23 protein-coding genes and 1 riboswitch are annotated in these 25,985 nt (G+C 72.3%); of the genes, 10 read left to right on the forward strand and 13 right to left on the reverse strand.

Going from position 1 to position 25,985, the window contains the following annotated elements; all coding sequences use genetic code 11:
* Positions 1-6: 6 nt before the first annotated feature.
* From AB0L89_RS40610 to aceA, 5 genes are all read right to left on the reverse strand, one after another.
* Positions 7-378 carry an energy-coupling factor ABC transporter substrate-binding protein gene (locus AB0L89_RS40610; protein WP_365152947.1) on the reverse strand — a complete coding sequence of 124 codons (372 nt, stop codon included), beginning with the start codon at positions 376-378 and terminating at the stop codon, positions 7-9.
* Entirely contained in the window at positions 378-1,136 is a 759-nt protein-coding gene (locus AB0L89_RS40615) for an energy-coupling factor ABC transporter permease (RefSeq protein WP_365152949.1), read from the reverse strand. The genes AB0L89_RS40610 and AB0L89_RS40615 overlap by 1 nt, the downstream gene beginning before the upstream one ends.
* A gap of 29 nt (positions 1,137-1,165) precedes the next feature.
* A riboswitch (cobalamin riboswitch) is annotated at positions 1,166-1,349 on the reverse strand.
* A gap of 148 nt (positions 1,350-1,497) precedes the next feature.
* Complete coding sequence (locus AB0L89_RS40620; RefSeq protein ID WP_365152951.1) at positions 1,498-2,391, reverse strand: 3-hydroxybutyryl-CoA dehydrogenase; 894 nt, start codon at positions 2,389-2,391, stop codon at positions 1,498-1,500.
* Entirely contained in the window at positions 2,388-4,040 is a 1,653-nt protein-coding gene (locus AB0L89_RS40625) for a malate synthase A (RefSeq protein WP_365152953.1), read from the reverse strand. Before AB0L89_RS40625 ends, AB0L89_RS40620 begins: the two co-directional genes overlap by 4 nt.
* Positions 4,041-4,165: 125 nt before the next feature.
* Positions 4,166-5,506, reverse strand: coding sequence for an isocitrate lyase (aceA, locus tag AB0L89_RS40630; RefSeq protein WP_365152955.1), 1,341 nt, complete (start codon positions 5,504-5,506; stop codon positions 4,166-4,168).
* Between the two features lie 334 nt (positions 5,507-5,840).
* On the opposite strand from aceA, the gene AB0L89_RS40635 reads away from it, so the two are divergent.
* On the forward strand, positions 5,841-7,325 hold the full coding sequence (locus AB0L89_RS40635) for a short-chain fatty acyl-CoA regulator family protein (protein ID WP_365152957.1): 1,485 nt from the start codon (positions 5,841-5,843) through the stop codon (positions 7,323-7,325).
* Here the strand turns inward: AB0L89_RS40635 and AB0L89_RS40640 are convergent.
* The 3 genes from AB0L89_RS40640 to AB0L89_RS40650 form a co-directional block, all read right to left on the reverse strand.
* Positions 7,298-8,134, reverse strand: coding sequence for an APH(3') family aminoglycoside O-phosphotransferase (locus tag AB0L89_RS40640; protein ID WP_365152959.1), 837 nt, complete (start codon positions 8,132-8,134; stop codon positions 7,298-7,300). The two genes, AB0L89_RS40635 and AB0L89_RS40640, sit on opposite strands and share 28 nt — an antisense overlap.
* An 84-nt stretch (positions 8,135-8,218) precedes the next feature.
* Entirely contained in the window at positions 8,219-9,793 is a 1,575-nt protein-coding gene (locus tag AB0L89_RS40645; protein WP_365152961.1) for a PTS ascorbate transporter subunit IIC, read from the reverse strand.
* A 104-nt stretch (positions 9,794-9,897) separates the two neighbouring features.
* Entirely contained in the window at positions 9,898-10,674 is a 777-nt protein-coding gene (locus tag AB0L89_RS40650; protein ID WP_365152963.1) for a PTS sugar transporter subunit IIA, read from the reverse strand.
* 261 nt (positions 10,675-10,935) lie between these two features.
* Here AB0L89_RS40650 and AB0L89_RS40655 point away from each other — a divergent pair, with 261 nt between their 5' ends.
* From AB0L89_RS40655 to AB0L89_RS40670, 4 genes are all read left to right on the forward strand, one after another.
* Positions 10,936-11,931: a DUF3048 domain-containing protein gene (locus AB0L89_RS40655; RefSeq protein ID WP_365152965.1), complete on the forward strand. Its 996-nt coding sequence runs from the start codon at positions 10,936-10,938 to the stop codon at positions 11,929-11,931.
* 216 nt (positions 11,932-12,147) lie between these two features.
* Entirely contained in the window at positions 12,148-12,576 is a 429-nt protein-coding gene (locus AB0L89_RS40660) for a MerR family transcriptional regulator (RefSeq protein WP_365152967.1), read from the forward strand.
* 19 nt (positions 12,577-12,595) lie between these two features.
* The gene (locus AB0L89_RS40665) at positions 12,596-13,609 is read left to right on the forward strand and encodes a zinc-binding dehydrogenase (RefSeq protein WP_365152969.1); all 1,014 of its coding nucleotides are present in this window, start codon (positions 12,596-12,598) and stop codon (positions 13,607-13,609) included.
* A gap of 80 nt (positions 13,610-13,689) precedes the next feature.
* On the forward strand, positions 13,690-14,256 hold the full coding sequence (locus AB0L89_RS40670) for a dihydrofolate reductase family protein (RefSeq protein ID WP_365152971.1): 567 nt from the start codon (positions 13,690-13,692) through the stop codon (positions 14,254-14,256).
* A 7-nt stretch (positions 14,257-14,263) separates the two neighbouring features.
* On the opposite strand, the gene AB0L89_RS40675 is transcribed toward AB0L89_RS40670, so the two are convergent.
* Positions 14,264-15,073 (reverse strand): NAD(P)H-binding protein, encoded by an 810-nt coding sequence (locus AB0L89_RS40675; RefSeq protein WP_365152973.1) that lies wholly within the window; start codon positions 15,071-15,073, stop codon positions 14,264-14,266.
* Positions 15,074-15,206: 133 nt separating this feature from the next.
* Here AB0L89_RS40675 and AB0L89_RS40680 point away from each other — a divergent pair, with 133 nt between their 5' ends.
* A complete protein-coding gene (locus AB0L89_RS40680; RefSeq protein WP_365152975.1) occupies positions 15,207-15,623 on the forward strand; it encodes a helix-turn-helix domain-containing protein in 417 nt (138 codons plus the stop codon).
* Positions 15,624-15,750: 127 nt separating this feature from the next.
* On the opposite strand, the gene AB0L89_RS40685 is transcribed toward AB0L89_RS40680, so the two are convergent.
* From AB0L89_RS40685 to AB0L89_RS40695, 3 genes are all read right to left on the reverse strand, one after another.
* Complete coding sequence (locus AB0L89_RS40685) at positions 15,751-17,970, reverse strand: MMPL family transporter (protein WP_365152977.1); 2,220 nt, start codon at positions 17,968-17,970, stop codon at positions 15,751-15,753.
* 320 nt (positions 17,971-18,290) lie between these two features.
* Entirely contained in the window at positions 18,291-20,555 is a 2,265-nt protein-coding gene (locus AB0L89_RS40690) for an excinuclease ABC subunit UvrA (RefSeq protein WP_365152979.1), read from the reverse strand.
* Between the two features lie 154 nt (positions 20,556-20,709).
* Positions 20,710-21,867, reverse strand: a complete 1,158-nt coding sequence (locus AB0L89_RS40695; RefSeq protein ID WP_365152981.1) for an epoxide hydrolase family protein — start codon at positions 21,865-21,867, stop codon at positions 20,710-20,712.
* 387 nt (positions 21,868-22,254) lie between these two features.
* Here AB0L89_RS40695 and AB0L89_RS40700 point away from each other — a divergent pair, with 387 nt between their 5' ends.
* Together AB0L89_RS40700 and AB0L89_RS40705 are read left to right on the forward strand one after the other, a co-directional pair.
* The gene (locus tag AB0L89_RS40700) at positions 22,255-23,061 is read left to right on the forward strand and encodes an arylamine N-acetyltransferase (RefSeq protein ID WP_365152983.1); all 807 of its coding nucleotides are present in this window, start codon (positions 22,255-22,257) and stop codon (positions 23,059-23,061) included.
* 123 nt (positions 23,062-23,184) lie between these two features.
* Positions 23,185-23,661, forward strand: a complete 477-nt coding sequence (locus tag AB0L89_RS40705; protein WP_365152985.1) for a VOC family protein — start codon at positions 23,185-23,187, stop codon at positions 23,659-23,661.
* 58 nt (positions 23,662-23,719) lie between these two features.
* Here AB0L89_RS40705 and AB0L89_RS40710 read toward each other — a convergent pair whose 3' ends face one another.
* On the reverse strand, positions 23,720-24,478 hold the full coding sequence (locus tag AB0L89_RS40710; RefSeq protein ID WP_365152987.1) for a class I SAM-dependent methyltransferase: 759 nt from the start codon (positions 24,476-24,478) through the stop codon (positions 23,720-23,722).
* 151 nt (positions 24,479-24,629) lie between these two features.
* Here AB0L89_RS40710 and AB0L89_RS40715 point away from each other — a divergent pair, with 151 nt between their 5' ends.
* On the forward strand, positions 24,630-25,463 hold the full coding sequence (locus AB0L89_RS40715) for a hypothetical protein (RefSeq protein WP_365152989.1): 834 nt from the start codon (positions 24,630-24,632) through the stop codon (positions 25,461-25,463).
* A 118-nt stretch (positions 25,464-25,581) separates the two neighbouring features.
* Positions 25,582-25,985: SPFH domain-containing protein (locus AB0L89_RS40720; protein WP_365152991.1), on the forward strand; the 404-nt coding region annotated here is incomplete at its 3' end.

Here is a 25,985-nt window from a genome sequence, read left to right on the forward strand (position 1 = left end):
CCCGGGTCAGACCTTTTCGGAGTCGGTCCGGGTGCTCTCCGCGCCGCTCACCGGGTCCGCCACTTCCTCGGCCCGTGCGCGCTCCGCGCCCTGGCGGCGCCCCCTGCGCAGCCCGAAGTAGTACGCGAGGACGCCCGCGCCGATCGCCGCCTGGAGGGCGAACAGCGCCGATTCGACCTCCCCGGAGGGGGGTTCGTACAGCGGCGAGAACCAGGGCTCGTAGTCGGGCTTCAGCTCGGTGATCGCCGTCTCGGCCTGGGCGTCGGCGCCGGTGAACGGCTCCTTCTTGTGGTCCCCCATGCCGAGCGCCAGCGGGAACACCGCGAGCGCGGCGACGACGACGAGAAGCAGGATGTTGATCTTCGTGTTCCGGCTCATCAGGCGCTGGCCTCCGACTTCGTCTCCGCCGGCGTCGTGCTCTGTGCCGGCGCCTCCTCGTCCGTCCGCGTCCGCGCGCCCGCGTCCTGCTGCTTGCGTTGCAGGAGGACGCCGAGCCGCGTCAGTTCGCCCTTGCTGGACTGCACCAGCAGCCGCATCACGAGGACGGTGAGCAGTCCCTCGCTGACCGCGAGGGGGATCTGCGTGACCGCGAAGATCCCGCCGAACTTGCCCAGCGCCCCGAGGAATCCGCTGCCGGGGTCCGGGAACGCCAGGGCCAGCTGGACGCTGGTGACGCAGTACGTGGACAGGTCGGCGACGAACGCGCCGAAGAAGACGGCGACCATCAGCGGCACGTCGTACCGCTTCAGGAGCCGGTAGACGGCGTATCCGGCCCAGGGCCCGACGATCGCCATCGAGAACACATTCGCGCCCAGCGTGGTGAGCCCGCCGTGGGCGAGCAGCAGGGCCTGGAAGAGCAGAGTGATGGTGCCGAGCACCGTCATGATCGGCGGCCGGAACAGGATGGCGCCCAGCCCCGTGCCCGTCGGATGGGAGCAACTGCCCGTCACCGAGGGAATCTTCAGGGCGGACAGGACAAAAGTGAAGGCTCCGGACGCACCCAGGAGCAGGGTGCTCTCCGGGTGTTCCTTGACCTCACGCGTCAGGGAGCGGACTCCGTGGACGACGAACGGCGCGGACGCGACACCCCAGGCGACGGCGTGCGCCGGCGGGAGAAATCCCTCGGCTATGTGCATGGCTCAGCAGACCCTCTCCAGCACCTCGTGGATGGACAACGCGCCTTGGCCGGTCTCCTGGCTGACGGGTCCCACCGACCGACTCCGCCTTCCCGGGCGCGTGAGCGCCCAGTGGCTGCCGCGAGGGCTGGAGCCGGACTTCCCGATCACAGTGGCGAGGGCCGCACCGGCATCACACCGGATTTCCCGTTCACCAAGGCGTGGTGACATTAGTGCGCAACTGATCCGCCTGACAACTTGCACAACGGTCGCAGCGGTGGCACGCGCGAGCGCACACCACCACGGCGTACGCCCCTGTTCAGAGCCCGTGCGTGGACACGGAAGCCGCGGTGGCGGTACGTCGCCGCGGCTGCCGCGGCACCTACGCGTAGGCGTGGAAGCCGCGGCCCGTCTTGCGGCCGAGCAGTCCCGCCTCGACCATGCGCAGCAGCAACGGCGGCGGCGCGTACAGGGGTTCCTTGAACTCCTCGTACAGCGACCGCGCGATGGAGGCGACCGTGTCGAGGCCGATCAGGTCCGCCAGCCTGAGCGGTCCCATGGGGTGGGCGCAGCCCAGCTCCATGCCCGCGTCGACGTCGGCGGCGGTGGCGAAGCCGGACTCGGCCATGCGGACCGCCGAGAGGACATACGGGATCAGCAGGGCATTGACCACGAAGCCCGCGCGGTCCCGCGAGTGGACGGCCGTCTTGCCCAGCGTCCCGGTGGCGAACTCCGTGACGGCGGCGACGGCGTGCGGGGCGGTGTGCAGGGAGGCCACGACCTCCACCAGGGGCAGCACGGGGACCGGGTTGAAGAAGTGCAGCCCGAGCACCCGGTCCGCGCGGCGGGTGGCCATGCCCAGACGCATGACCGGGATGGCGGAGGTGTTGGTGGCGAGGATCGCCTCCGGATCCTCGACGACCTTGTCGAGCGCGGCGAAGACCTCCGTCTTGGCGTCCGCGTCCTCGACGATCGCCTCGATGACGAGCTGCCGGTCGGCCAGGTCGTCGAGGCTGCTGGTGAAGACCGTCCTGGCCTCGGCGTCCTCCGCGGAGAGGCGGTCCACCTTGCCTCGCTGGACGGCGCGTTCGAGGGAGACGGCCACCCGCTCGCGGGCGGCACGGGCCGCTGTGGCGTCGGCCTCGCACACGACGGTGTCGAGTCCCGCGCGGGCACAGACCTCGGCGATTCCGGCACCCATCCGGCCGCCGCCCACGACGCCGACCCTGTGGAGAGGGGCGTGCGCGGGGAGCCGCGCGGGAGGAGTCGCGCTCATGACCGCACCTCCTGGCGGCGGGCGAGACGGCGGGTCGCCGCGTCGGTGGCGAAGAACGCGGGCAACTCCCGTGCCAGTGCCGTCCGTTCGAGGATCACGCGGGCCTCGGCGGCGAGCGCGCCCGGCTGCTCCCGGGTCAGGGCCGCGCACTCCGCGTCGAGCAGGCGGGCGACCGTGTCGCGGTCGACGGCGCCGTGGCGCACGCGCTGCCAGAGCCGGCAGCGGGCGAGTTCGGCGGCCTGCGCGTCCGCGGCCCGGCCGTGTGCGGCGATCACTCCGTGGCCGCGCAGCCAGGCGTCGAAGTACCGCAGGGCGACCGCGATGTCGCCGCGCACGCCCTCGCCGGTGGGCGGGCCCGCGGCGCGGCGGACGGCGAGCAGGTCGGCGGCGGTGACGTGCACGTCGTCCCGGGCGCGTTCGAGCTGGTGGGGCCGGTCGGCCAGGACGCCGTCGAAGACCTCCCGGCAGACGGGGACGAGGGCGGGGTGGGCGACCCGGGAGCCGTCGAAGCCCGCCTCGGCCTCCTGCTCCTTGGCCAGGCGCACCTCGGCCAGTGCCGCCTCGTGCGCGGCCGGGTCGCGGTGGGGCAGCCGGTCGGCGGTGCCGCCGATCGCGTGGGCGCCGCGCTTGTGGCAGGTGTGCACCAGCAGATCGGTCCAGGCGCGCAGGAAGGGCGCCGTCGTGGTGGTGGCCGTCCGGTCCGGGAGGACGAAGTCGGGCCGGTGGGGGAAGTTCCGCACGAAGCCGGCGAGGTGGCCCGGGTGGCCCACGGCGAGCCCGGCGCTGTGCTCGCGCAGCTGGTAGAGGATCTCCTCCATCTCGAAGGCGGCCGTGACCGTCTCGACGACGACGGTGGCGCGGATCGTCCCGCGGGGGATGCCGAGCAGTTCCTGGGCGAGGACGAAGACGTCGTTCCACAGCCGGGCGTCGTCGCGGTTCTCCAGCTGGGCCAGGGAGAAGTAGGGCCCCTGGCCCGCCTCGATCCGGCGCCGGGCGCAGTGGAAGAAGTACAGGCCGAAGTCGACCAGGGAGGCGGAGACCGGGCGTCCTTCGACGCGCAGGTGGTCCTCCGTCAGGTGCCAGCCCCGGGGCCGGACGACGACGGTCGCGAGCCGGTCCTGTTCGCCGAGCCGGTACTCCTTGCCCTCGGGCGTGGCGAAGTCGATGCGCCGTTCGGTGGCGTCGAGCAGGCCGAGCTGGCCTCCGATGATGTTCTCCCAGGTGGGCGCGGTGGCGTCCGCGAAGTCGGCCACCCACACGCGCGCCCCGGAGTTGAGGGCGTCGACGATCGTGCGGCGGTCGGGCGGTCCGGTGATCTCGACGCGGCGGTCGGTCAGACCGGGCGCGGGCGGTGCGACCCGCCAGCCGGGGTCGGCCCGGACGGCGGAGGTGGCGAGGGAGAAGTCGGGCAGCCGGTCGCCGGAGGTCAGGCGTGCGGCGCGGCGCCGCCGCTCGGCGAGGACCTCCAGGCGCCGGTGGGCGAAGGCCTCGTCGAGACGGCCGATGAAGTCCAGGGCCTCGGGGGTGAGGATCTCCCCGTGCCGGTCCCGCGGGCGCGTACGCCTGCGGAGGCCGGGGCGCAAGGCCTGGACACGGCCGGCGTCGGGGGCGAGGACCTCGACGCGGCCGCTCAGGGTGGTGGTGGGCATACGGGCCTCCTCGTGGGCAGGCAGGTCTCTTCAAGGGACCGCGCCCCGGGACGGGGCGCGGGGCACCGCGCGATCAGCCACGGACGGCCGGCGGCTGCGCTCGTCCCGGCCGTCCGGCGGAGCCCTCAGTGGAACTGCTCCTCCTCGGTGGAGCCCGAGAGCGCGGTGGTGGAGGAGGCGGGGTTGACGGCGGTGGAGACCAGGTCGAAGTAGCCGGTGCCGACCTCGCGCTGGTGCCTGACCGCGGTGAAGCCGTGCTCCTGCGCGGCGAACTCCCGCTCCTGCAGGTCGACATAGGCGGTCATGCCGGACTCCGCGTAACCGCGGGCGAGGTCGAACATGCCGTGGTTGAGGGAGTGGAAGCCGGCCAGCGTGATGAACTGGAAGCGGTAGCCCATCGCCGCCAGCTCCCGCTGGAACTTCGCGATCTGGTCGTCGTCGAGGGCCGCCTTCCAGTTGAAGGACGGCGAGCAGTTGTAGGCGAGCATCTGGTCGGGGTGCTCGGCGTGGATCGCCTCGGCGAACTCGCGGGCCTGCGCCAGGTCCGGGGTGCCGGTCTCCACCCAGATGAGATCGGCGTACGGGGCGTAGGCGAGGCCGCGCGCGATGACGGGCGCCATGCCGTTGCGCACCTGGTAGAAGCCCTCCGCCGTCCGCTCGCCCGTGACGAACTCGGCGTCCCGCTCGTCGACGTCGCTGGTCAGCAGGGTCGCGGCGAGGGCGTCCGTGCGGGCGACGATCAGGGTGGGCACATCGGCGATGTCGGCCGCCAGGCGGGCCGCGTTGAGGGTGCGGATGTGCTGGGCGGTGGGCACGAGGACCTTGCCGCCGAGGTGGCCGCACTTCTTCTCCGAGGCGAGCTGGTCCTCGTAGTGGATGCCGGCGGCACCCGCGGCGATCATCGCCTTGGTGAGCTCGAAGGCGTTGAGCGGGCCGCCGAACCCGGCCTCCGCGTCGGCCACGACCGGGGCGAGCCAGTCGGTGGTGTCCCCCGCGCCCTCGGCCGTCGCGATCTGGTCGGCGCGCAGCAGCGCGTTGTTGATGCGACGGACCACCTGCGGCACGGAGTTGACCGGGTAGAGGCTCTGGTCGGGATAGGTGTGCCCGGCCTGGTTGGCGTCGGCGGCGACCTGCCAGCCCGACAGGTAGATCGCCTGGAGCCCCGCCTTCACCTGCTGCACCGCCTGCCCGCCGGTGAGGGCGCCCAGGGCGTGGACGTAGTCGCGCTCGTGCAGCTGCCGCCAGAGCCGCTCGGCGCCGCGTCGGGCGAGGGTGTGCTCCTCGCGGACGCTGCCGGACAGGCGGATCACGTCCTCGGCGGTGTAGGTGCGCTCGATGCCCGCCCAGCGCGGGTCGCTCGCCCACCGCCCGGCCAGGGCCGCGGCCGCCGCGGCCTGATCCGTACCGGCCCGCTTCCCGCCGGACCCGTCCGTGCCGGACTGTGCCGCCGTCGCTGCCTGTGCCATGAGCGTCTCCTCATTCCTGTGAAGGGTGCGAAGAAGGTCGGTCGGTCTTCTCCGGGTGCGGCCCGCCGTGCCTCGCCGAGCGGCGGAGGTGAGCAATGCTGGCCGGGACGCCGGTGCGGAACAGCCGGGACCTCCGACGTCAGGGCAGGAATCGCGCCCGGTTCTCCGCTCCGGCCGCCGAGGTCCGGCGGGCCGCACCACGACTGTGACAGTGGCACTGGGTGCCATCAACCGTGGCCAGGTGCCAACTTCTGCGCATCTTCCGGTCCTTGTCCGCGAAGTTTGCGAAGGCCTCGACCGGCTAGGCTGCGGGCAGTCGGAGAGGGAGGACCGGGTGAGCAGGACCTATGCCGGGGCGCGGCTGCGGAGGCTGCGCGAGGAGCGCCGGATGACACAGGCCGCGCTGGCCCGTGTCCTCGGCATCTCGCCGAGTTATCTCAATCAGATGGAGCACGACTCAAGGCCGCTGACCGTACCCGTCCTGCTGCGGTTGACCGAGGCGTTCGGCGTGGACGCCACCTTCTTCTCCGAGCACGACACCAGCCGCCTGCTGGCCGACCTGCGCGAGGCGATGGCCGACGAGGTGACCACCGGCGGCATCTCCCCCGGCGACCTGTCCGAACTGGCCACCCGGCTGCCCGGCGTGGGTGACGTGCTGCTCCGACTGAGCCGGCGCAACCAGGAGCTTTCCGAACGCCTCGCCGAGGCCTCCGACGGCCGGCGCATCGGCGCGGGCGCGGACGCAGGCACGGGGGCCGTCACCGGCATCGCCGCGCCGCGCACCCCGCACGAGGAGATCCGCGAGTTCTTCTACCGCCGCAGGAACTACCTCCACGACGCCGACACCGCCGCCGAGGAGCTGGCCGCGCGCCTCGGCATCCGCCCGGGTGAGATCCGCAGCTCCCTGCGGGCCCGGCTCGCCGACCGGCACGGCGTGCGCGTCACCACCGACGGGGACAGCCCCCACCACTACGACCCCGGGACCCGCACGCTGCGTCTCTCCCCCAGGCTCCGCCCCGGCCAGCAGGCGTTCCGCATGGCCACCCAGCTCGCCCTCCTCGAACACGGCGACGAACTGTCCCGGTACGCCCGCGAGGACTTCGACGAGGGCTCCACGCCCTGGCGCCTCGCGCGGATCGGCGTGGCCAACTACTTCGCCGCCGCCCTGATCCTGCCGTACACCGACTTCCACGCGGCCGCCGAGGAGACGCGCTACGACATCGAGCGCCTCACCGACCGCTTCGGCCTCGGCCACGAGACGGTCTGCCACCGCCTGTCCACGCTCCAGCGGCCCCGCCTGCGGGGCGTGCCCTTCTCCTTCGTCCGGGTGGACCGCGCGGGCAACATGTCCAAGCGGCAGTCCGCGACCGGCTTCCACTTCTCCCGGGCGGGCGGCACCTGCCCCCTGTGGAACGTGTACGAGGCGTTCGCCGCCCCGGGCCGCATCCACGTGCAGGTCGCCGCCATGCCCGACGGGCAGCGTCACCTGTGGACCGCGCGCGCCGTCACGCGCAGCCGCGGCGGCTGGGGCGAGCCCGGCAAGACCTTCGCGATCGGTCTTGGCTGCGAGCTCCGCCACGCCTCACGGCTCGTCTACTCCGACGGTCTCGACCTGGACAACGCCGCCGCGGCCACCCCCATCGGCATGGGGTGCCGCGTCTGCGAACGCCTCACCTGTCCGCAGCGCGCCGTACCGCCGCTGGGGCACCCGCTCACCGTCGACGAGAACCGCAGCACGTTCGTGCCGTACCCCACGGGCGAGGATCCGGCGCCGAGGCACCAGGTGCCGGCTCAGAAGAACTCGTCCAGCAGCCGGTAGAAGTCCAGCTTGTCCTTGTCGACGGCGGCCGTCCCTTCGGTCGCCGCCCATCGGGCGTACCGCTCGCCGTAGCGCGCCACGAAGCGCTCGGCGTACGCGGGGCCGAACCACGGGTCGTCCTCCGTCGCCAACTCCCGCAGGACGATGGCGAGGTCGGTGTGCCGGTCCGCGCGGCCGAGGCGGGAGACGTCGATGATCCCCGTGACCCGGCAGGTCTCCGGATCGAGCAGGACGTTCTCCGGGGTGAAGTCGCCGTGGGTGACGGTCGGTTCCTCCGACGCGGGGCGGGTGCGGCGCAGTTCGGCGAGGAGGCGCTCCCCGGTCCAGCCGGCGCGCTCGTCGTCGAGGTCGTCGAGATCGAGCAGGTTGTGCGCGACGTGGCGGGCGGCCTGCTCCGTCGTCACCGCGAGGCCGCGGTCGAACGGGCAGTCCTCAGCGGGCAGTTGGTGCAGATCGGCGGCCAGGTCGGCGAGTGCCTCGGCCACCGCGGCCCGCTGTTCCCCGGGCCACTCCTCGGCGGCCGGCCTCCCGGGCACCGCCTCGGTCACCAGCCACGCCACGCTCCCGTCGGTGCCGCGCTCGACGATACGGGGCACGGGAATGCCCCGCCCGGTCAGCCAGGCGAGGCGGTCGGCCTCGTCCGACACGTCGAGCGGCGAGCCGTCCTCCGCGACGGGGGCGACCTTCACGTAGAGGTCCGCAAGGCCCTGGCCCGCCCCACTGAGCCGGTGCACCTCGGCTCCCGAGGCGCCGTCCGTCGCGGGGGTCCATCGGTACGCGGCGTACCGCTGCCGCAGATCGCTGTCCATGATCGGCATCATGGCAGCCCGGGCTCCCGTGGCCCCACCGGATATTTCCGGCCGCATCCGACGCCCCTGGGGCCCGGGGATCGCTCAGGCCGCGTCGTCCGGCGGCGGGGGAGGCTTGGGCGCTCCGCGCGGGGGCGCGATCTTCGCGTAGGTGGCCGAGGGTCCCGCGGAGGCCATGGCGGCCGCGGGGGTCAGCGCCTCGTCCACCGGCAGCAGCGCGTCGCGGTGGGCGCCGGGGTCCCAGCCGGTCTCCACGACCCGCTTCTGCACGACGATCGCGCCGAGCAGGATCACCGCGCCGATCAGCAGCATGAGGACGATCCCGCCGGCCTCGCCCGCCTTGGCCGCGTAGCCGATGGCCGTGCCGAACCAGCCGAAGTCGGCGTCCCCGAAGGTGGTGTTCTCCTCGCCGAAGGCGCCGAGCACCTTGAGGAGCAGCGCGGGCAGGAAGGTGATGAGGACGCCGTTGACGAAGGCGCCGAGGGCCGCGCCGCGCCGGCCGCCGGTGGCGTTGCCGTACACGCCGGCCGCGCCGCCGGTGAAGAAGTGCGGGACCAGGCCGGGCAGCACGAGGGCGAGCCCGAAGGCGGGGTGGAACACCCAGGCGAGCAGGCCGAGGCTGACCAGGCCGCCGACGAAGCTGCAGATGAAGCCGATCAGGACGGCGTTCTGGGCGTAGGGGAAGACGATGGGCGCGTCGAGCGAGGGCACCGCGCCGGGCACCAGCTTCTGGGCGATGCCCTGGAAGGCCGGGACGAGTTCGCCGAGGATCGTGCGGACGCCGAAGAGGATCACGGCGACCGCGATGCCGAACTGCAGGCCCTGCATGACGGACTGCATGACGTAGTCGCCGACGCCGGTCGCGCCCGCCGCGCCGTTCTCGCCGAAGGCCTTGAAGGCCTCCTCCTTGCCCACCTTCCCGAGGAAGACCAGCGACATGATCAGGTAGATCAGCACCATGGACAGGGCGGTCGCGACCATGGAGTCCCGCAGGAACCGCAGTCCTTCGGGGAGGTTCATCTCCTCGGTGCTGCGGCTGCGGCGGCCCACCAGCTGCCCCGTGGCGCCCGCCGCGACGTACCCGGCCGTCCCGAAATGACCGATCGCCACGCTGTCGTTGCCGGTGACGCGCTTGGTCCAGGGGTGCGCGAAGGCGGGCATGGCGACCAGGAGGATGCCGAGCAGGACGCCGCCGACGACGACCACGACCCATGACGCCTGGCCCGCGATGGCCAGGACCATCGTCAGCAGGGTCGCCATGAACAGCATGTGATGGCCTGTCAGGAAGACGTAGCGCAGGGGTGTGAAGCGGGCCAGGAGCAGGCTGATGGCGAAGCCGAGGATCATGAGCCAGGCCACGCGGGCGCCGTACTGCTCCTGGGCGATGCCGACGATCGCCTCGTTGGTGGGGATGACGCCGTGCGCGCCGGTGGAGCCCTGGATCATCTCGCCGAGCGGGGCGAGGGCGCCGACGACGAGCGTGGCGCCCGCGCCGATGAGCAGGAAGCCGAGCGTCGCCTTGATGGCGCCGCCGACGATCTGCCCGGCCGACTTCTTCAGCGCGATCAGGCCCGCGGCCGTGATGAGGCCGATGAGGTAGGCGGGTTGGCTGAGGATCTCGTTGACGAGAAACTCGGCGATCGACACGAGCCAGTCCATGAATTCCCTGTCCTTACTCTCCGCGCGGTCGGACGTCGTAGCGGTCAGGCGTCGTAGCGGCCGGACGTCGTGGCGGCCGGACGTGGCGGCCGACGTCACGACGCTCAGACGTCGTAGGTGTCCCTGAGCACGCGGTCGGCCTCCGCCGCGCTGGTGAAGTCCTCGACGACCTTCACCGGGACGCCCACGTCGCCGAGCGTCCTGGCGATCTCCCGCGAGGTGAGAATCGCGACGGCCTCGTTCGCCTTGCCCTTGGCGGAGATGGTGTCGGTCGCCTCGACGGTGACGTGACGACCCCACCCCCAGCGGTCCAGGACGCCCTCGACGGTCTGCTTGAGGAACAGGCTCGTGCCGACGCCGTTGCCGCAGACGGTCAGGATCTTGTGCAGGTCGCCGCCGCCGCGCGTCGCCGCGGCGGGCCGCTCCCCCGCCGTGTCGCCCCGGAGGATGGCGTGCACGGCCTGCGGGGTGGGTGCCTCGCGCAGGGCGCGCGCGGTGTCGGGGTCGGCGAGCAGGCGGGCGAGCGCGCCCATCGCCGCCGTGTGTTCGGAGGCGTCCTTCGCGGCGAGGCCGACGACCAGGTCGACGGGGTCGTTGGCCTCGTGCCCGAACTCCACCGGCGTCGCGAGGCGCACCCAGGACATCCCGGTGCGCAGCACGGCGGGCGAGGGCCGGGCGTGGGCGAAGGCGAGTCCGGGCGCGATGACGATGTAGGGCCCGTTCTCCTGGACGTTCTCGATCATCTCCGCGGTGTACGTGTCCGTCGCGGCGCCCGTCGCGACCATCAGGTCACCGGCGCGCCGCACGGCCTCGCGCCAGTCGGCCGCCGGGGCGTCGACGAGCACGGCTTCCACGGGGAGGATCTCGCTCAGCGCTGCCATGCACATGATTCTCTCCGACGTGTCCGGCTCGGCACGTCCACAGCGCCGTTCGGGGGCCGCCCCGCGGGCTCGGAAGGCCGCCGACCGGCCGGCACGCACCGTCGGCTCCCCCACCGGTTCGTCGCGCCGCTCGAAAGAGTGACGTGCCGCCGTTGGATGGCCCCCGTGGCGATTGGACCGCCGCCCCCGCGAGGTAGGACTGCGCCTGCCGCCCCCGCGGCGACGCAGTTTCCCCGCACGGCCACGAATGGAGACGCCGCGATGGCAGCAACAACGGTCCGGCCCCGCGCCCGCCGCACCCGCCTCGGCGCGAAAGTGCTCGCCCTGGTCGCCACGGCGACGCTCGTCGTCGGCGCCCCGGCCCACGCGGGTGCCCGGGCCGACGGCGAGGGGGCGCCGCCCCGCGGCACGTCGCCGTTCACCGGCCTGATGGCGGATCAGGGCCCGGTGCTCGCCGTGAAGTTCGACAACGCGCGCCTCGCCCGCCCGCACACCGGGCTCGACCAGGCGGACATCGTCTACGTGGAGAAGGTCGAGGGCGGGATGAGCCGCCTGATGGGCGTGTACTCCAGCAAGCTGCCCAGATCGGTGGGCCCGGTGCGCAGCGCCCGCGAGTCCGACATCGAGCTGCTGCGCCAGTTCGGCCGTCCCGCGCTCGCCTACTCCGGGGTGCGCAGCGCGCTGCAGAAGGTGCTCAGGGACTCGCCGCTGTACGCGCGCTCGCAGGGCCGGCTCCCCGGCGCGTACTTCCGGCAGGGCGGCCGACCCGCGCCGCACAACCTCTTCGCCCGCCCCGCCGCGGTGCTGCGCTCGGCGCCGAAGGCCGACCGCCCCACCGACATCGGCTTCCGCTTCGGCCCGGCCCCGGCGGGCGGCACCCGCACGGACGTCCGGACGGTCAGATACCCCTCGGCGAGCCACTCCTTCCGCTGGTCGCCGCGGGAGGGCCGCTGGCTGGCGTCCTTCGACGGGGTCCCGGCCCGCGGCACGTCGGGGACCCGGCTCGGCGCCCGCACGATCGTGATCCAGTACGTGACGATGCGTCCCTCCCGGTTCAAGGACGTCAACGGCGCGGTGACGCCGTACATCGAGACGGTCGGCAAGGGCAAGGCGCTGGTGCTGCGCGACGGCAAGGCGTACGCGACGCACTGGAAGCGGTCCGCGGCCACCGGCGGCACCACCTTCACCCGGGCGGACGGCAGCCCGATGCCGTTCGCGCCCGGTCAGGTCTGGATGGTCTACGCGGACCGGCACTGATCCCACGACGGCTCCGATCCCACGCCCCACGGGCCCCGACGGATCCGATCCCACGCCCCGGGGCCCCCGACGGTCAGGCCCGCGCCGTCGGGGCCCCGTGGCCGGCGAGGCGAGCGGGCCGACGGCGAAGTCGGCCCACGTGGTCCGGAACGCCAGGTACAGGACCGCGTAGAGCTCGGCGGAAGATCCCACGGCGCGCGGGCGTTGTCCTCAGGCATGAAGATCGGCGAAGCTTCCCGGGTCACCGGCGTGAGCGCGAGGTCCCTGCGGTACTACGAGGACGAGGGGCTGGTCGTCCCCGGCCGGTGCGGCAACGGCTACCGCGACTACTGCGCCTCGACCGTCCAGCGGATCCACGTCGTGCGCTCGCTGCTGGAGTCCGGGCTGTCCGTGCGGTTGATCAAGGAACTCCTGCCCCACCTCGATGCGGGGAACGGCACCGGCAGGGGCGACGTGTGCGCCGAGTTCCTGGACGAGGTGCAGGCCTACCGCGACCGGCTGGCCCGGCGCATCGCCGGTCTCAGCGAGCAGCAGGCGGCTCTGGACGCCTACTTGAGCGCGGCCCGCGACGACGGGCGACGGCCGCCGGAGCGATCGGCGGCGGGATCGTCAGGCGACGGCGGCTTGACCTTGACGCAGATGTGAGGCTTCTACCGTCCGGTGCATGGACATCGAAGAGCAGCGACACACCACCGCCCGGACGGTACGCGCACTGGTCCAGGCGTCGCGGCGGGGCCCGAAGGACCTGGCCCTCACCACCCGGCCGCGTCCCACCCCCGGCCCCGGCGACTACCTGATCCGGGTCGGCGCGGCGGGGGTCAACTTCGCCGACGTCATGCAGACCCACGGCACCTACGGCGGCGGCCCCCGGGCGCCCTACGTCGCGGGCTTCGAGGCCGCCGGCGAGATCGTCGGCGCGGGTCCGGACGTCGACGGTCCGCTGCCCCTGGGCACCCACGTCGTCGGCACCGGACCGGGCGCCTTCGCGCAGTACATGACGATGCCCGCCGCCGGGGTCGTGCCCGTACCGGCCGGCTGGAGCGACGCCGAAGCGCTCGGCCTGGTGCTGAACTGGGTGACGGCCCTGGCGGCGCTGAAGCCGTTGGGCGAGGTCCGGGCGGGGGACGTGGTGCTCGTCCACGCGGCGGCGGGCGGCGTGGGCCAGGCCGCCGTCCGGCTCGCCCGCCACTACGGCGCACGCGTGATCGCCACGGCGTCACCGGCCAAGCACGGCACCGTCGAGGCGCTCGGCGCCGACCACGTCCTGGACGGCCGACGCCCCGATCTGGCAGCGGAGATCACCCGCCTGACCGGCGGTGTCGACCTGGTCCTCGAATCGGTGGGCCGGGCCACCTTCGACGTCAGCCTGTCGGTCGCCAGGCCCTTCACCGGGCGCGTCGTCGTGTTCGGCGCCGCTTCGGGCGACGCCGGACTCAGCACCCACGACCTGATCTTCACCCACCATGCGCAGATCAAGGGCCTGCACATCGGCGCGCTGGCGAGCACGGCCCCCGCCCTCTACACGTCGCTGCTCGTGGAGATCGAAGCGCTCATCGCGCAGGGCGTATACCCGCCCGGCACGCCCCGGATCCACCCCCTGTCCGAAGGACCCGCGGTACTGCGGGATCTCGAAGCGGGCCTGACACAGGGCAAGTTCGCCCTCGATCCCTGGAGCTAGTGCGGCGGTCACGCGGCCGGCCGACCGAAGTGTCGGCCTATGATGCGGCCCCGGTCCTCCCAACCCTTCGGAGAAGACGCATGAACGACGTGAGCACAGATGACGGCGCCGGCACCGGTACCGGCTCCGGCAAAGTGGTCGTGAACCGAGTCATGTCGCTGGACGGGTTCATCGCCGGTCCCGGTCACGCGATGGACTGGATCGGCGAGTACCTCACCCCGGACACGTTCCCGGAGGTCATGGCGGCCACCGGCGCCATGCTCGTCGGCCGGGGCACGTACGAGGTCGCCAAAGGCATGTCCGAACAGGAGACCGCCTACGACGGCGGAGCGCAGTTCGTCCTCACCCACCGGCCTCCCGAGGAGCCCGACCCCACCGTCACGTTCCTCACCTGTGGTCTCGATGAGGCCGTCGCCACGGCGCGGCGCGCCGCCGGCGGCAAGAACCTGGAGATCCTCGGTGCCGACGTGGCCGCCCAGTGCCTGCGGCACGGGCTGGTCGACGAGATCCTGGTGTACGTCGTTCCCGTGCTGCTCGGCGACGGTGTCCGCTTCTCTCCCCCGGGCCTCGGCAGGATCGACCTGGAACCCTTCGAGAACAAGCAGTCGGGCGCGGTCACCATGCTCCGCTTCCGCGTACGCACGTAGGCGCTGCTCAGCCCCGCACCGCTCGCAGATACGCCTCCACCGCAGGGCGCGGCGCGCGCCCGAGCAGCGTGCGCAGGGCGTTGTCGGCCACGGAGGTGCCGTCCAGGAAGCCGCCGGCGATCGCCGCGTACGTACTGAGCAGCATCGGCACCTGGAAGGACAGCGCCTGGCCCGCTCCGGCGATCGCGGCGCGGGTCTCGCCGAGGGTGCCCGGTTCGTACGAGCCGCCGAGCGCCGCCGCCAGTTCGGCGCCGCCCAGGGCCTGTTCGCCGACGAGTTCGTAGGTGCGGCCCGCGTGCGCGTCCGGCGCCGTCGCCACGCGCACCGCGACCTCGGCGAGGTCCTCGCGGGCCACCGCGGCCAGGCGCCCCTCCCCCAGGGGCGCGGCGATCGTCCCGTCGGGGCCCGGCGCGGCGATGGCGGCGAGGAACTCCGCGTACAGGCCGTTGCGCAGGACGGTCCAGCGCAGCGAGGAGGCGCGCAGTCTGCGCTCGGTCCAGCGGTGGGCCAGCGCGTAGGTGAGGTGGTCGCCGTCGCCGCTGAGGCTGGTGTAGACGAGGTGGCGCACGCCCGCCTTCTCGGCGGCGGATATGGCGGCCTCGTGGCGGGCGACGACGATGTCGTCCTCGGCGGCCCCCGCGGAGATCATCAGGAGCGTGTCGACGCCGGTGAAGTCCAGGGACGCCGGATCGTCGAAGTCGACGCGACGCCCGCCCGGGGCGGGGTCGCGGGTGCCGAGGACGACGTCGTCGCGGTCGGCGAGGCGGGCGGTGACGAGCGTGCCGAGTGCGCCCGCGGCGCCGGTGATCATGAGCATGGGAAGGTGCCCCCCGTGGTCGGTGGTTCTGTCATGTGGTTACGTCATCGGGCCCGGCCGCCGGCGTTCCCGCGGGCAGCGGCCTTGGAACCAGCATGATCGGCGGCGCGCGGCCGCGTAAGGAGGCACTTTGATGTCAGCAGGGCACACCGGTGTAACCACCGCCCCGGCGGGTGAGCCGGTGATCAGCTGTGAGACGCCGCAGGACGAGTGCGGGGTCAGGGACGTCCTGGACCGCCTCGGCGACAAGTGGTCGGTGTACGTGCTGGTCGAACTCGCCTCGGGCGTCCTGAGGTTCAAGGAGTTGCAGCGCCGGATCCACGGGGACATCTCGCAGCGGATGCTGACCCTGACGGTGCGCCGTCTGGAGCGCGACGGCCTGGTGAAGCGCACGGTGTATCCGACGATCCCGCCGCAGGTCGAGTACGAACTGACCGCGATGGGGCACAGCATGACCCACCTCGTCAAGGCGCTGGCCGACTGGTCGATCGACCACCGTCCCGCCATCGCCGAGGCCCGCGCCTCCTACGACGCGGCGCAGGAGGCGTAGCACCGGCGGAACGGCCCGCCACAGCGCGGACGGGACCCCCCTGGCGGGGGAGCCCCGACCGAGCGGGCCGGTCGGGGCTCCCCCGCCAGGGGTCCCGTCCGGCCCGCTCGTCGAGAACGGCGGTGCGTCACCGGCCGGCGGCCGCCAGCTCCCGCTCCGGCTCGGTGCCGGGCGTCATGGTGTCGCCGAGGCTCTTGTGCAGCTTCTCGCCCTCCACGTCCACGTTCGGCAGGGCCTTGTCCAGCCAGCGCGGCAGCCACCACGCGGACTTGCCGAGCAGGGCGAGCACGGCGGGCACGATCGCCATGCGGACGACGAAGGCGTCGAAGAGGACGGCGATGGCGAGGCCGAAGCCCATCATCTTGATCATGTCGTCGTTCTCCATGATGAAGCCGGAGAAGACGCTGATCATGATGATCGCGGCCGCCGCCACGACGCGCCCGCCGTGGGTGAAGCCGGTGACGACCGACTCGCCGGGGCTCGCCCCGTGGACGTACGCCTCACGCATGCGCGTCACGAGGAAGACCTCGTAGTCCATGGCGAGGCCGAAGACCACGCCGATCATGAAGATCGGCATCATGCTCATGATCGGGCCCGGCTGGTCGACGCCGACGATGTCCGCGAGCCAGCCCCACTGGAAGACCGCGACGACGGCGCCGAGCGCGGCGGCCACCGAGAGCAGGAAGCCGAGCGCCGCCTTGAGCGGGACCAGGACCGAGCGGAAGACCAGCATCAGGAGCAGGAACGCGAGGCCGACGACGAGCGCGAGGTAGGGCAGCAGCGCGTCGTCCAGGGTCTGCGAGAAGTCGATGGTCATCGCGGTCTGGCCGGTGACCAGGATCTCGGAGCCGGTGTCGGACCCGATGCCGTCAGCGGTCGAACGGATCGTCTTGACCAGTTCCTCGGTCTTGTGGTCGCTCGGCCCGGTCTCCGGGACGACGTTGATGATCGCGGTGTCGCCGGCCTTGTTGGGCTGGGCGGGCGTCACGGCGGCCACGCCGTCGATCTTCGCGATGGAGTCGCCTGCGGTCTTGGCGGCGCCCGCCACGTCCGCATCCTTGCTGACGGTGATCATCAGCGGGCCGTTGAAGCCCGCCCCGAACGACTCGGACAGCATGTCGTACGCCTTGCGCTGGGTGCTGTCCGGTGCCGCCGTGCCCTCGTCGGGCAGGCCGAGCTCCAGGCTGGTGGCCGGGACGGCCACGGCGCCGAGGCCGACGACGGCGACGAGCAGGACCGCGAGCGGGCGGCGCAGCACGAAGCGCGCCCAGCGGGTGCCGAGCTTCGGCTTGGCGTGCGGGTCGAGCAGGGCGCCCGCGGGCTTCTTGCGGTCCTTGCGGCGCAGCACCTTGCGGCCGGCGAAGCCGAGCAGCGCGGGAATCATGGTGAGCGCGATGAGGACGGCGATCACGACGGTACCGGCGGCGGCCAGGCCCATCTTGGTGAGGATCGGGATGTTCACGACCGCGAGGCCGGAGAGCGCGACGACGACGGTGAGTCCCGCGAACACCACGGCGGAGCCCGCGGTTCCGGTGGCCCGGCCCGCCGCTTCCTCCGGTGCGCGGCCCTCGGCGATCTCGGCCCGGTAGCGGGAGACGATGAACAGGGCGTAGTCGATGCCGACCGCGAGGCCGATCATCATCGCGAGCGTGGAAGTGGTGGCGGACAGGTCGAGGACGCTGCCGAGCGCGCCGATGGCGGAGATGCCGATGCCCACACCGATGATCGCGGTGAGCAGCGGCATGCCCGCGGCGACCATCGATCCGAAGGTGATGACCAGGACGACCGCGGAGATCGCGATGCCGATGAGCTCGGCGCTGCCGCCCATCTCCTGCTCGGCCATGACGGCGTCACCGCCGGTCTCGACCTTCAGCCCCGCCTCGCGGGTCTCGTCCGTGGCCTTGGTCAGCGCGTCGCGCGCCTTGTCGGTCAGCTCGGTGGCGGCGACCTTGTAGGTGACCGAGGCGTAGGCGGTGGTGCCGTCCTTGCTGACGGTCTTCGCCTCGTACGGGTCGGCGACGCCGGCGATCTGCGGGCCCTTCCCGATGGCCGCGATCATCTTCTCGACCTCGGCCCTGGGCTCGGCGGAGGTGATCTTCTGGCCCTCGGGGGCGCGTATGACGACGCGGGCGCTGGCTCCCTCGGCGCTGGCGTCGGGGAAGCGCTTCTCCAGGACGTCGAAGGCCTTCTGCGACTCCGTCCCCGGCATCGAGAAGGTGTCGGCGGGCGGGGCGGGGGCAGCCGAGGCTGCGACGCCCGCACCCACGAGGAGCGCCACCCAGAGCAGCGCCACATAGCCGCGCCGCCGGAAGGCGAGGCGGCCAAGTTTGTACAGGAACGTAGCCACGGCGAAGAGGACTCCCGTCGGATTCGGCAGGCAGGGACGACCCCCTGCCGATGCGATCGCCGCACGTCAGGGGGTCCAGCAGGATTCCTCTCCATCCTCACTGCCGTTCGAAGGACGGGAGTCCGACTGCGAGCCGGACTATCGACCCACGGTCGCTGTACTGCGTCGCGACGCATGTCATCCCCTGGGAGGAGAGCGGATCGCCCGGTCTCACCCACAAGGAGCAGGCACGTGTCAACAGTTCCTTCGGCATTGGCGCGGAACAGTCGACTCCCCTTCCTCCCGTACCAGCGCCGTCCTCGCGCCGGGTCCGTCCGGTGTCATCCGGCGGTGTACTCCCGCAGGTGTCGCGCCGTGACGGTGTCCCCTTCGGCGACGAGCCGGGCGGGCGTTCCGGTGAACACCACGCGTCCGCCGTCGTGCCCGCCACCTGGGCCGAGATCGACGAGCCAGTCGGCGTGCGCCATGACGGCCTGGTGGTGCTCGATGACGACGACGGTGTTCCCGTCGTCGACGAGCCGGTCGAGGAGGGCGAGGAGCTTGTCGACATCGGCGAGGTGGAGGCCCGTGGTCGGCTCGTCGAGGATGTATGTAGACGACTTCTCCGCCATGTGAATGGCGAGTTTCAGCCGCTGTCGCTCGCCGCCGGAGAGGGTGTTGAGCGGCTGCCCGAGCCGCAGATAGCCGAGGCCGACGTCGAAGAGCCGGCCGAGGACGGTGTGCGCCTGCCCGGAGGGGAAGAAGTCGTGGGCCTCGGCCACCGACATGCCGAGGACCTCGCTGATGTTCTTGCCGCGCAGCCGGTGGGTGAGCACCTCGGCGGTGAAGCGCCTGCCCTCGCACTCCTCGCACACGGACGCCACCCCGGCCGTCATCGCCAGGTCGGTGTGGATCAGCCCGAGGCCGTTGCAGGTGGGGCAGGCACCCTCTGAATTGGCGCTGAACAGCGCCGCCTTGACGCCGTTGGCCTTGGCGAAGGCGGTGCGGATCGGACCGAGGAGCCCGGTGTACGTCGCCGGGTTGGAGCGGCGCGAACCGCGGATCGGCGACTGGTCGGCGACGACCACGCCGTCCCGGTCGGAGAGGTAGCCGTGGATCAGGGAGCTCTTGCCGGATCCGGCGACTCCGGTGACCACGGTGAGCACGCCCAGCGGGATGTCGACGTCGACGCCCTTGAGGTTGTGCCGGTCGGCGCCCTTGATGGACAGCTGTCCCGTGGGCGTGCGCACGCTCTCCCGCAGGCGGGCGCGGTGGCCCAGGTGGCGGCCGGTCAGCGTGCCGGACGCGCGCAGTCCGGCGACGTCCCCGCTGTAGCAGATCTCCCCGCCCGCCTCACCGGCGCCGGGGCCGAGATCGACGACGTGGTCGGCGATCGCGACGACCTCGGGCTTGTGCTCGACCACGAGCACGGTGTTGCCCTTGTCGCGCAGCCGCAGGAGCAGGTCGTTCATGCGGCGGATGTCGTGCGGGTGCAGGCCGATGGTCGGTTCGTCGAAGACGTACGTCACGTCGGTGATGCTGGAGCCGAGATGGCGGACCATCTTCACGCGCTGCGCCTCGCCGCCGGAGAGCGAGCCCGAGGTGCGGTCCAGGCTGAGATAGCCGAGCCCGATCTCGACGAGCGAGTCCAGGAGCTCGCCCAGGCTCGCGATGAGCGGCGCGACAGCGGGATCGTCGAGCTTGCGGACGAACTCGGCGAGGTCCCTGATCTCCATCGCCGAGCACTGGGCGATGTCGCGCCCGTCGATCTTCGAGGAGAGCGCGGCCTCGCAGAGCCGGCTCCCGTCGCAGACCGGGCACCGGGCGAAGACGACGGCACGCTCCACGAACGCCCTGATGTGCGGCTGGAGCGCGTCGCGGTCCTTGGCGAGCCAGGTCCGCCGCATCTTGGCGACGAGACCTTCGTACGTGAAGCCGTTGGAGCCGACCTTCACCTTGACCGGTTCCTTGTGGAGGAGGTCGGCCCACTCCGCCTCCGTGAAGTCCCCGAGCTTCTTGTCGGGGTCGTGGAAACCGGAGTTGACCATGATCTGCCAGCTCCAGGAGTCCACCGCGTGATACGGCACGGTGATCGCGCCCTCGTTCAGGGAGAGTTCGCGGTCCACCAGTTGGTCGACGTCGACCGTGGAGACCTCTCCGGTGCCCTCGCACTCGGGGCACATGCCCTCGGGCAGGTTGAAGCTGAAGGCACCCGAGGTGCCGATGTGCGGTTCGCCGAGGCGGCTGAAGATGATCCGCAGCATGGTGTACGCGTCGGTGGCGGTGCCCACCGTGGAGCGGGAGTTGGCACCCATCCGCTCCTGGTCGACGACGATGGCCGCGCTGAGATTGCGCAGCGCGTCGACGTCGGGGCGGCCCCGGCTCGGCATGAACGACTGGATGAAGGCCGTGTACGTCTCGTTGATCAGGCGCTGGGACTCGGCAGCGATGGTGCCGAACACCAGCGAGGACTTTCCGGATCCGGAGACGCCGGTGAAGACGGTGAGCCGCCGCTTGGGAAGGTCGACGGAGACGTCCCGCAGGTTGTTCTCTCGGGCTCCGCGGACCTGGATGACGTGGTGGCTGTCGGCGGGTATGGCCGGCACGGTGCACTCCTTGTCGGGTGGGGCGAGGAGAAAAGCGTACACCGTACCCAGTACGCTCGCGTACACCGTACCCAGTGCGAAGGGCGATCGCGGCCCGCACACGGGAAAGCCCCCGCGGTCGGTGACCGCGGGGGCTTCGCCCGAGAAGCCGGGATCAGTCCAGGGACCTCAACGGGCCGAAGAAGGCGCGCAGTTCGCGCGCGACCTGCTCGGGCTCCTCGTGCGCCATGAAGTGACCGCCCTTGTGCGGGGTGCTCCAGTGGCGCAGGTCCGTGAAGACGCGCTCGGCGAGGCTCTTCGGGTAGTGCGCGAACGCCGGTTCATGGCTGAGGGTGACGGCGCCGGGCACGGTGATGGGCGACACCGGGGTGTTGTGCCGTACGTAGTCGTAGTACTGCCGGAAGGACGTGCCGATGCTGCCCGTGGCCCAGTAGAGGGTGGCGACGGTCAGCAGGGTGTCCTTGTCCCAGCGGGCCTCCAGATCTCCGTCGCAGTCGCTCCAGTCGCGGTACTTGTCGATGATCCAGGCGAGCAGTCCGGCCGGGGAGTCCCGCAGCGCGGCGGCGATCGTGTCGGGCCGGGTGCACATGATCTCGCTGTAGCCCTGGTCGTCGGCGTCGTAGGCGGCGAGGTGGTCGAGGTAGGCCTGCTCCTCAGGGGTCGGCGGCTGCTTCTCGAAGTCGGCAGAGACCACCGCGGAGGTGATGTGGACACCGGCGACCTCCTCGGGGTGGAGCGCCCCGAGCCACTGGGTGACGCCACCCCCGATGTCGCCGCCGAAGGCTCCGAAGCGCCGGTAGCCGAGGGTGCGCGTCATCAGCTCGTGCCAGATCCCGGCGACCGCCCTGCGGGTGAACGGCCCCTGGGGCAGGCCGGAGTGGAGGAAGCCGGGCAGGGAGGGCACGACCACGTCGAACGCGTCGGCGGGGTCGCCGCCGTGGCTGCCCGGGTCGGCCAGCCGCCGGGCCAGGGGCAGCATCTCGACGTAACTGCTCGGCCAGCCGTGGCTGAGGATCAGCGGCAGCGGGGCGGGAGCGCCCTCGGGCCGCACGCCGCGCAGGTGCACGAAGTGCACGCGGGCGCCCGCGACCTCGGCGATCCGGTGCGGGAAGGAGTTGAGCGCGGCCTCGGCGGCGCGCCAGTCGAAGCCGTCCGCCCAGTAGGAGACGAGTTCGCGCAGGTACGAGGGGTCGGTGCCGGCGGCCCAGTAGGTGGGGCCGGAGGCGGAGGTGAAGAGGGTGCGCCCAAGGCGCGTACGCAGGTCGTCGAGGACGTCGTCGGAGACGGAGACCTGGAAAGGCGTGCTGCTCACGGGTGGTTCGGTTCCTTCGCTCAGGAGGGTGCGATGCGTGATCGCGGAGGTGGGCGCTCCTGGGCTGCGGCGTGCGTCCGGCGAGAGGACGCGGACGCCTGTGTCAGACGCCGAAGGCGGCGGTCAGGAGGGCCCGGTCGGGGTGCTGTGCGATCTGCGTGGCCAACGGGCTCACCTCCTGGATGTCTCGCGGCGCGCGGCGCGGACTGCGGCGCGTGCGTCTTCGGTGATCATACACATGGACTGCCTTGCGTCACCCCGGAATTGGCGGCCGGACGGCCGCGGGCAGGGGCACGCCGCTCCTGCTCTGGTCCTAGGACCTGCGTCCGGGGCCGGCGCCGTCGCTGGTCCGTGGCCCGGCCACCGCTCCCCCGCGACACTGGTCGCATGGACAACGAACAGATCGACGCCTATCTGCGGCGGATCGGTGCCGAGCGGCCCGCCGCCCCCACCACGCGGGCCCTGCGCGACCTGCATCTGGCGCATCTGCGCAGCGTGCCCTTCGAGAACCTGTCGATCCACCTCGGCGAGGAGGTCGAGCTGACCGACAAGGCCCTGGTGGCCAAGGTCGTGGACGCCCGCAGGGGTGGCTTCTGCTACGAGCTCAACGGCGCCTTCGCCGCCCTCCTGACGGCCCTCGGCTTCGACGTCGCGCTGGTGCAGGCCCAGGTGTACGACAGGACGGGACGGCTCGGCATCCCCTTCGACCACCTCGCCCTGCGCGTGCGCACCGACGACGGCGGCGACTGGCTGGCCGACGTCGGTTTCGGCACGCACAGCCACCTGCCGCTCGCCTTCGGCGACCGGGGCGAGCAGGCGGACCCCGGTGGCACGTTCCGCGTCGAGGAGAGCCCGCGGGGCGATCTCCGTATCGTCAAGGACGGCGCTCCGCAGTACCTCGTCGACCAACGGCCGCGCGCGCTGGCCGACTTCAGGGGCGGCGCCTGGTACCACCGCACCTCGCCCGAGTCCCCCTTCACGCAGTCCCTGGTCTGCTCGATCGTCACGCCCGAGGGCCGGGTCACGCTGAGCGGCCGCACGCTCAAGACGACCGTGGGCGCCGAACAGCGCACCACCGAGCTGGGCTCGGAGGTGGAGGTGCGCGCGGCGTACGAGCGGCACTTCGGCATCTCCCTGGAGCACGAGCCGCACGTCGGCGCGCCGCACGGGCGGCACGCCCGAGCGGACCGGTGACCGGCTGACCCGCGGCGGCCGAAGAAGGACGCCGTGTGGCGATGAGTTCCGGGCGGTGCGACGGTCCCCATAGGCAGACAGGCAGCGCGGCCAGGACCGCCGCACACGCGACAGGAGAGCGTCATGCCCAGGATCACGCCCAACCTCTGGTTCGACACGCAGGGCGAGGAGGCCGCGCAGTTCTACGTCTCGGTCTTCCCGAACTCAAGGATCACCCAGGTCTCGTACTACGGGGAGAACGCGCCGCGCCCGGCCGGCACCGTGCTGACCGTGGACTTCGAGCTCGACGGCCAGCGCTGCACGGCGATCAACGGCGGCCCGGATTTCACCTTCGACGAGGCCGTGTCCTTCCTGATCGACTGCGCCGACCAGGAGGAGGTCGACTACTACTGGGCCAAGCTCTCCGAGGGCGGCGAGGAAGGCCCCTGCGGATGGCTGAAGGACAAGTACGGCCTGTCCTGGCAGGTCGTGCCGACCGTGCTCGGCGAGCTCGTGACCGACCCGGACACCGCGCGCGCCCAGCGCGCCATGCAGGCGATGTTCGGCATGAAGAAGCTGGACGTGGCCGCGCTGCGGGCAGCCGCCGACGGCACCGCGTGAGGGGCGGCCCGCAGCGGGCCGAAGCGACCTCCGGCCGTGGGCGGCGGGCGCCCCGCGCTCACCGCTCGCGGCCCGCCCCGACGGCACCCTCCGCCTTCCCGGCCACCACCAGGCGCCAGCGCGGGCTGCCGTCGGGGCGGCGGCCGAACTCCTCCAGGGGCCGCAGCCGCACGTCGAACCCGGCGTCGACGAGGTCGTCGCGCACCCCACCGAGCGGGAACGTGCGGTAGTACATGACGAACGGCGGCCGCCACAGCAGGTTCCGCGCCCGCATCACGCCGTCGAAGCCGAGCAGCGCCCAGTACCACGGGGAGACGAAGGACTGCGGCGCGCCGATCGGGAACGCGAAGAGGCCGCCGGGGCGCAGCGCCCGGTGGACGCCGGCGAAGAGCGCGGGCCGCTCGGCCGGCAGGAAGTGCCCGAACGCGCCGAAGCTGACGGCGAGGTCGAAGCCTTCGGCGAAGGGCAGGGCGCGGGCGTCGGCCCGCACCCAGTCGACCGCGGGGCCGTCCCGCCGCCCGGACACCCCGGTCGCGGCGGCGGCCAGCATCCCCGCGCTGAAGTCCACCCCGGTGACCCGCTCGCGGCACAGCGGCAGCAGCGCCTCGACTCCCGCGCCGGTGCCGCAGCACACGTCGAGCCCCGCGTCGAAGGGGCCGAGGGGGCGCAGGGCGTCGGCGGTGGCCGCCAGAAATCGGTCAGGAGTGCGGAACGGCGTGTGGTCGAACTTGGGGGCGAGCAGATCGTAGCCGTGCTCGGTGGAGGAGAGCGCCTGAACGGCCAGCTCACGCAGCGTGGGACCCTGGGAGGTGAACATCGGCTCCAGGGTAGTCAGCGGGACGGCGGCACGGGCGGTAGGGCCGGGCGGTGCCGTGGCCGGTTACCGCCACGAGGCCTACCGGGGGTGGCAGGGGTCCGGTAGAGGTGCACGTCTGCCCCAGACCGCTCCTCACCCCCGGAGGTGCTCCATGGCCACAGACCGGCACAGGACAAGGACCGCATCGGGCAAGACCCGGTTCGACGACATCTACGACCAGCCGGACCCGCGCGCCTACTTCCGGACGCTCGCCCCCTACGCGTACGAGATACCGCAGCACGCCCAGGCGGTCTTCCGCCGCACCCGTGGGCTGCGCGCCCGGATGCCCGGCGCCGAGGGCCCGGTGACGGTCCTCGACGTGTGCTGCTCGTACGGCATCAACGCCGCGCTCCTCAACCACGACCTCACGCTCGCCGATCTGTACGCGCACTACACCTCGGACGAGGCCGCCGCCCTCACGCACGCCGAACTCGTCGAGCGCGACAAGGAGTTCTACGCCTCGCGGCGGCGCGCGGACGCCACCCCGGTCATCGGCCTGGACATGGCGGCGAACGCCACCCGCTACGCCCTCGACGCGGGTCTGCTCGACGAGGCGTACGCCGAGAACCTGGAGCGGGTGCCGCCCAGTCCCGGGCTGTGCCGCGCGGTCGCCCGCACCGGCCTGATCACGGTCACCGGGGGCATCGGTTACATCTCGCACCGCACCTTCGACGCGCTGCTCGGCTGTGCGCGGCAGCCGGTGTGGGTGAGCGCGTTCGTGCTGCGGACGGTGCCGTACGAACGCATCGCCGCGACGCTCGACGCCCACGGCCTCACCACCGTCACGGATGCCTCGCGGACGTATCCGCAGCGGCTCTTCACCAGCGCCGAGGAGCGGCACGACGCCGTCCGCCAGGTGATCCTGGCCGGTGCGGATCCCACCGGCCTGGAGTCGGCGGGCCGCTATCACACCCGGCTGCACGAGTCGCGGCCCCGCACGGACTGAGCCGCGCGAAGCCCGGGACCCGGGGCCCGGCAGAAGAGTCCGCTCGAAGGGCTCGACCGAAGACCATGTCGCGGCATATCGTGAAATGAGTGGCCGACTCGGACGTCAGGGGGTCGCCATGGTCCAGGAACTGCTGACAGCGGGCGCCGTCGCCGCGGCGGGCTGTCTCGTGTACGCGACGGCGGCGGCCCGCGTGATCAAGCAGTACGAACGCGGCGTGGTCTTCCGGCTCGGCCGGCTCTCGGGCACGGTGCGGGGCCCCGGCCTCACGATGGTGGTCCCGGGCGTCGACCGGATGCGCAAGGTGAACATGCAGATCGTGACGCTGCCGGTGCCGGCGCAGGACGGCATCACCAGGGACAACGTCACCGTGCGGGTCGACGCGGTCATCTACTTCAAGGTGGTCGACCCGGCGAACGCCGTCGTCCAGGTGGAGGACTACCGTTTCGCGGTCTCGCAGATGGCGCAGACGTCGCTGCGTTCGATCATCGGCAAGAGCGACCTGGACGATCTGCTGTCCAA

This window comes from Streptomyces sp. NPDC052114 (genome assembly GCF_040680155.1).
Classification (GTDB): Bacteria; Actinomycetota; Actinomycetes; order Streptomycetales; family Streptomycetaceae; genus Streptomyces.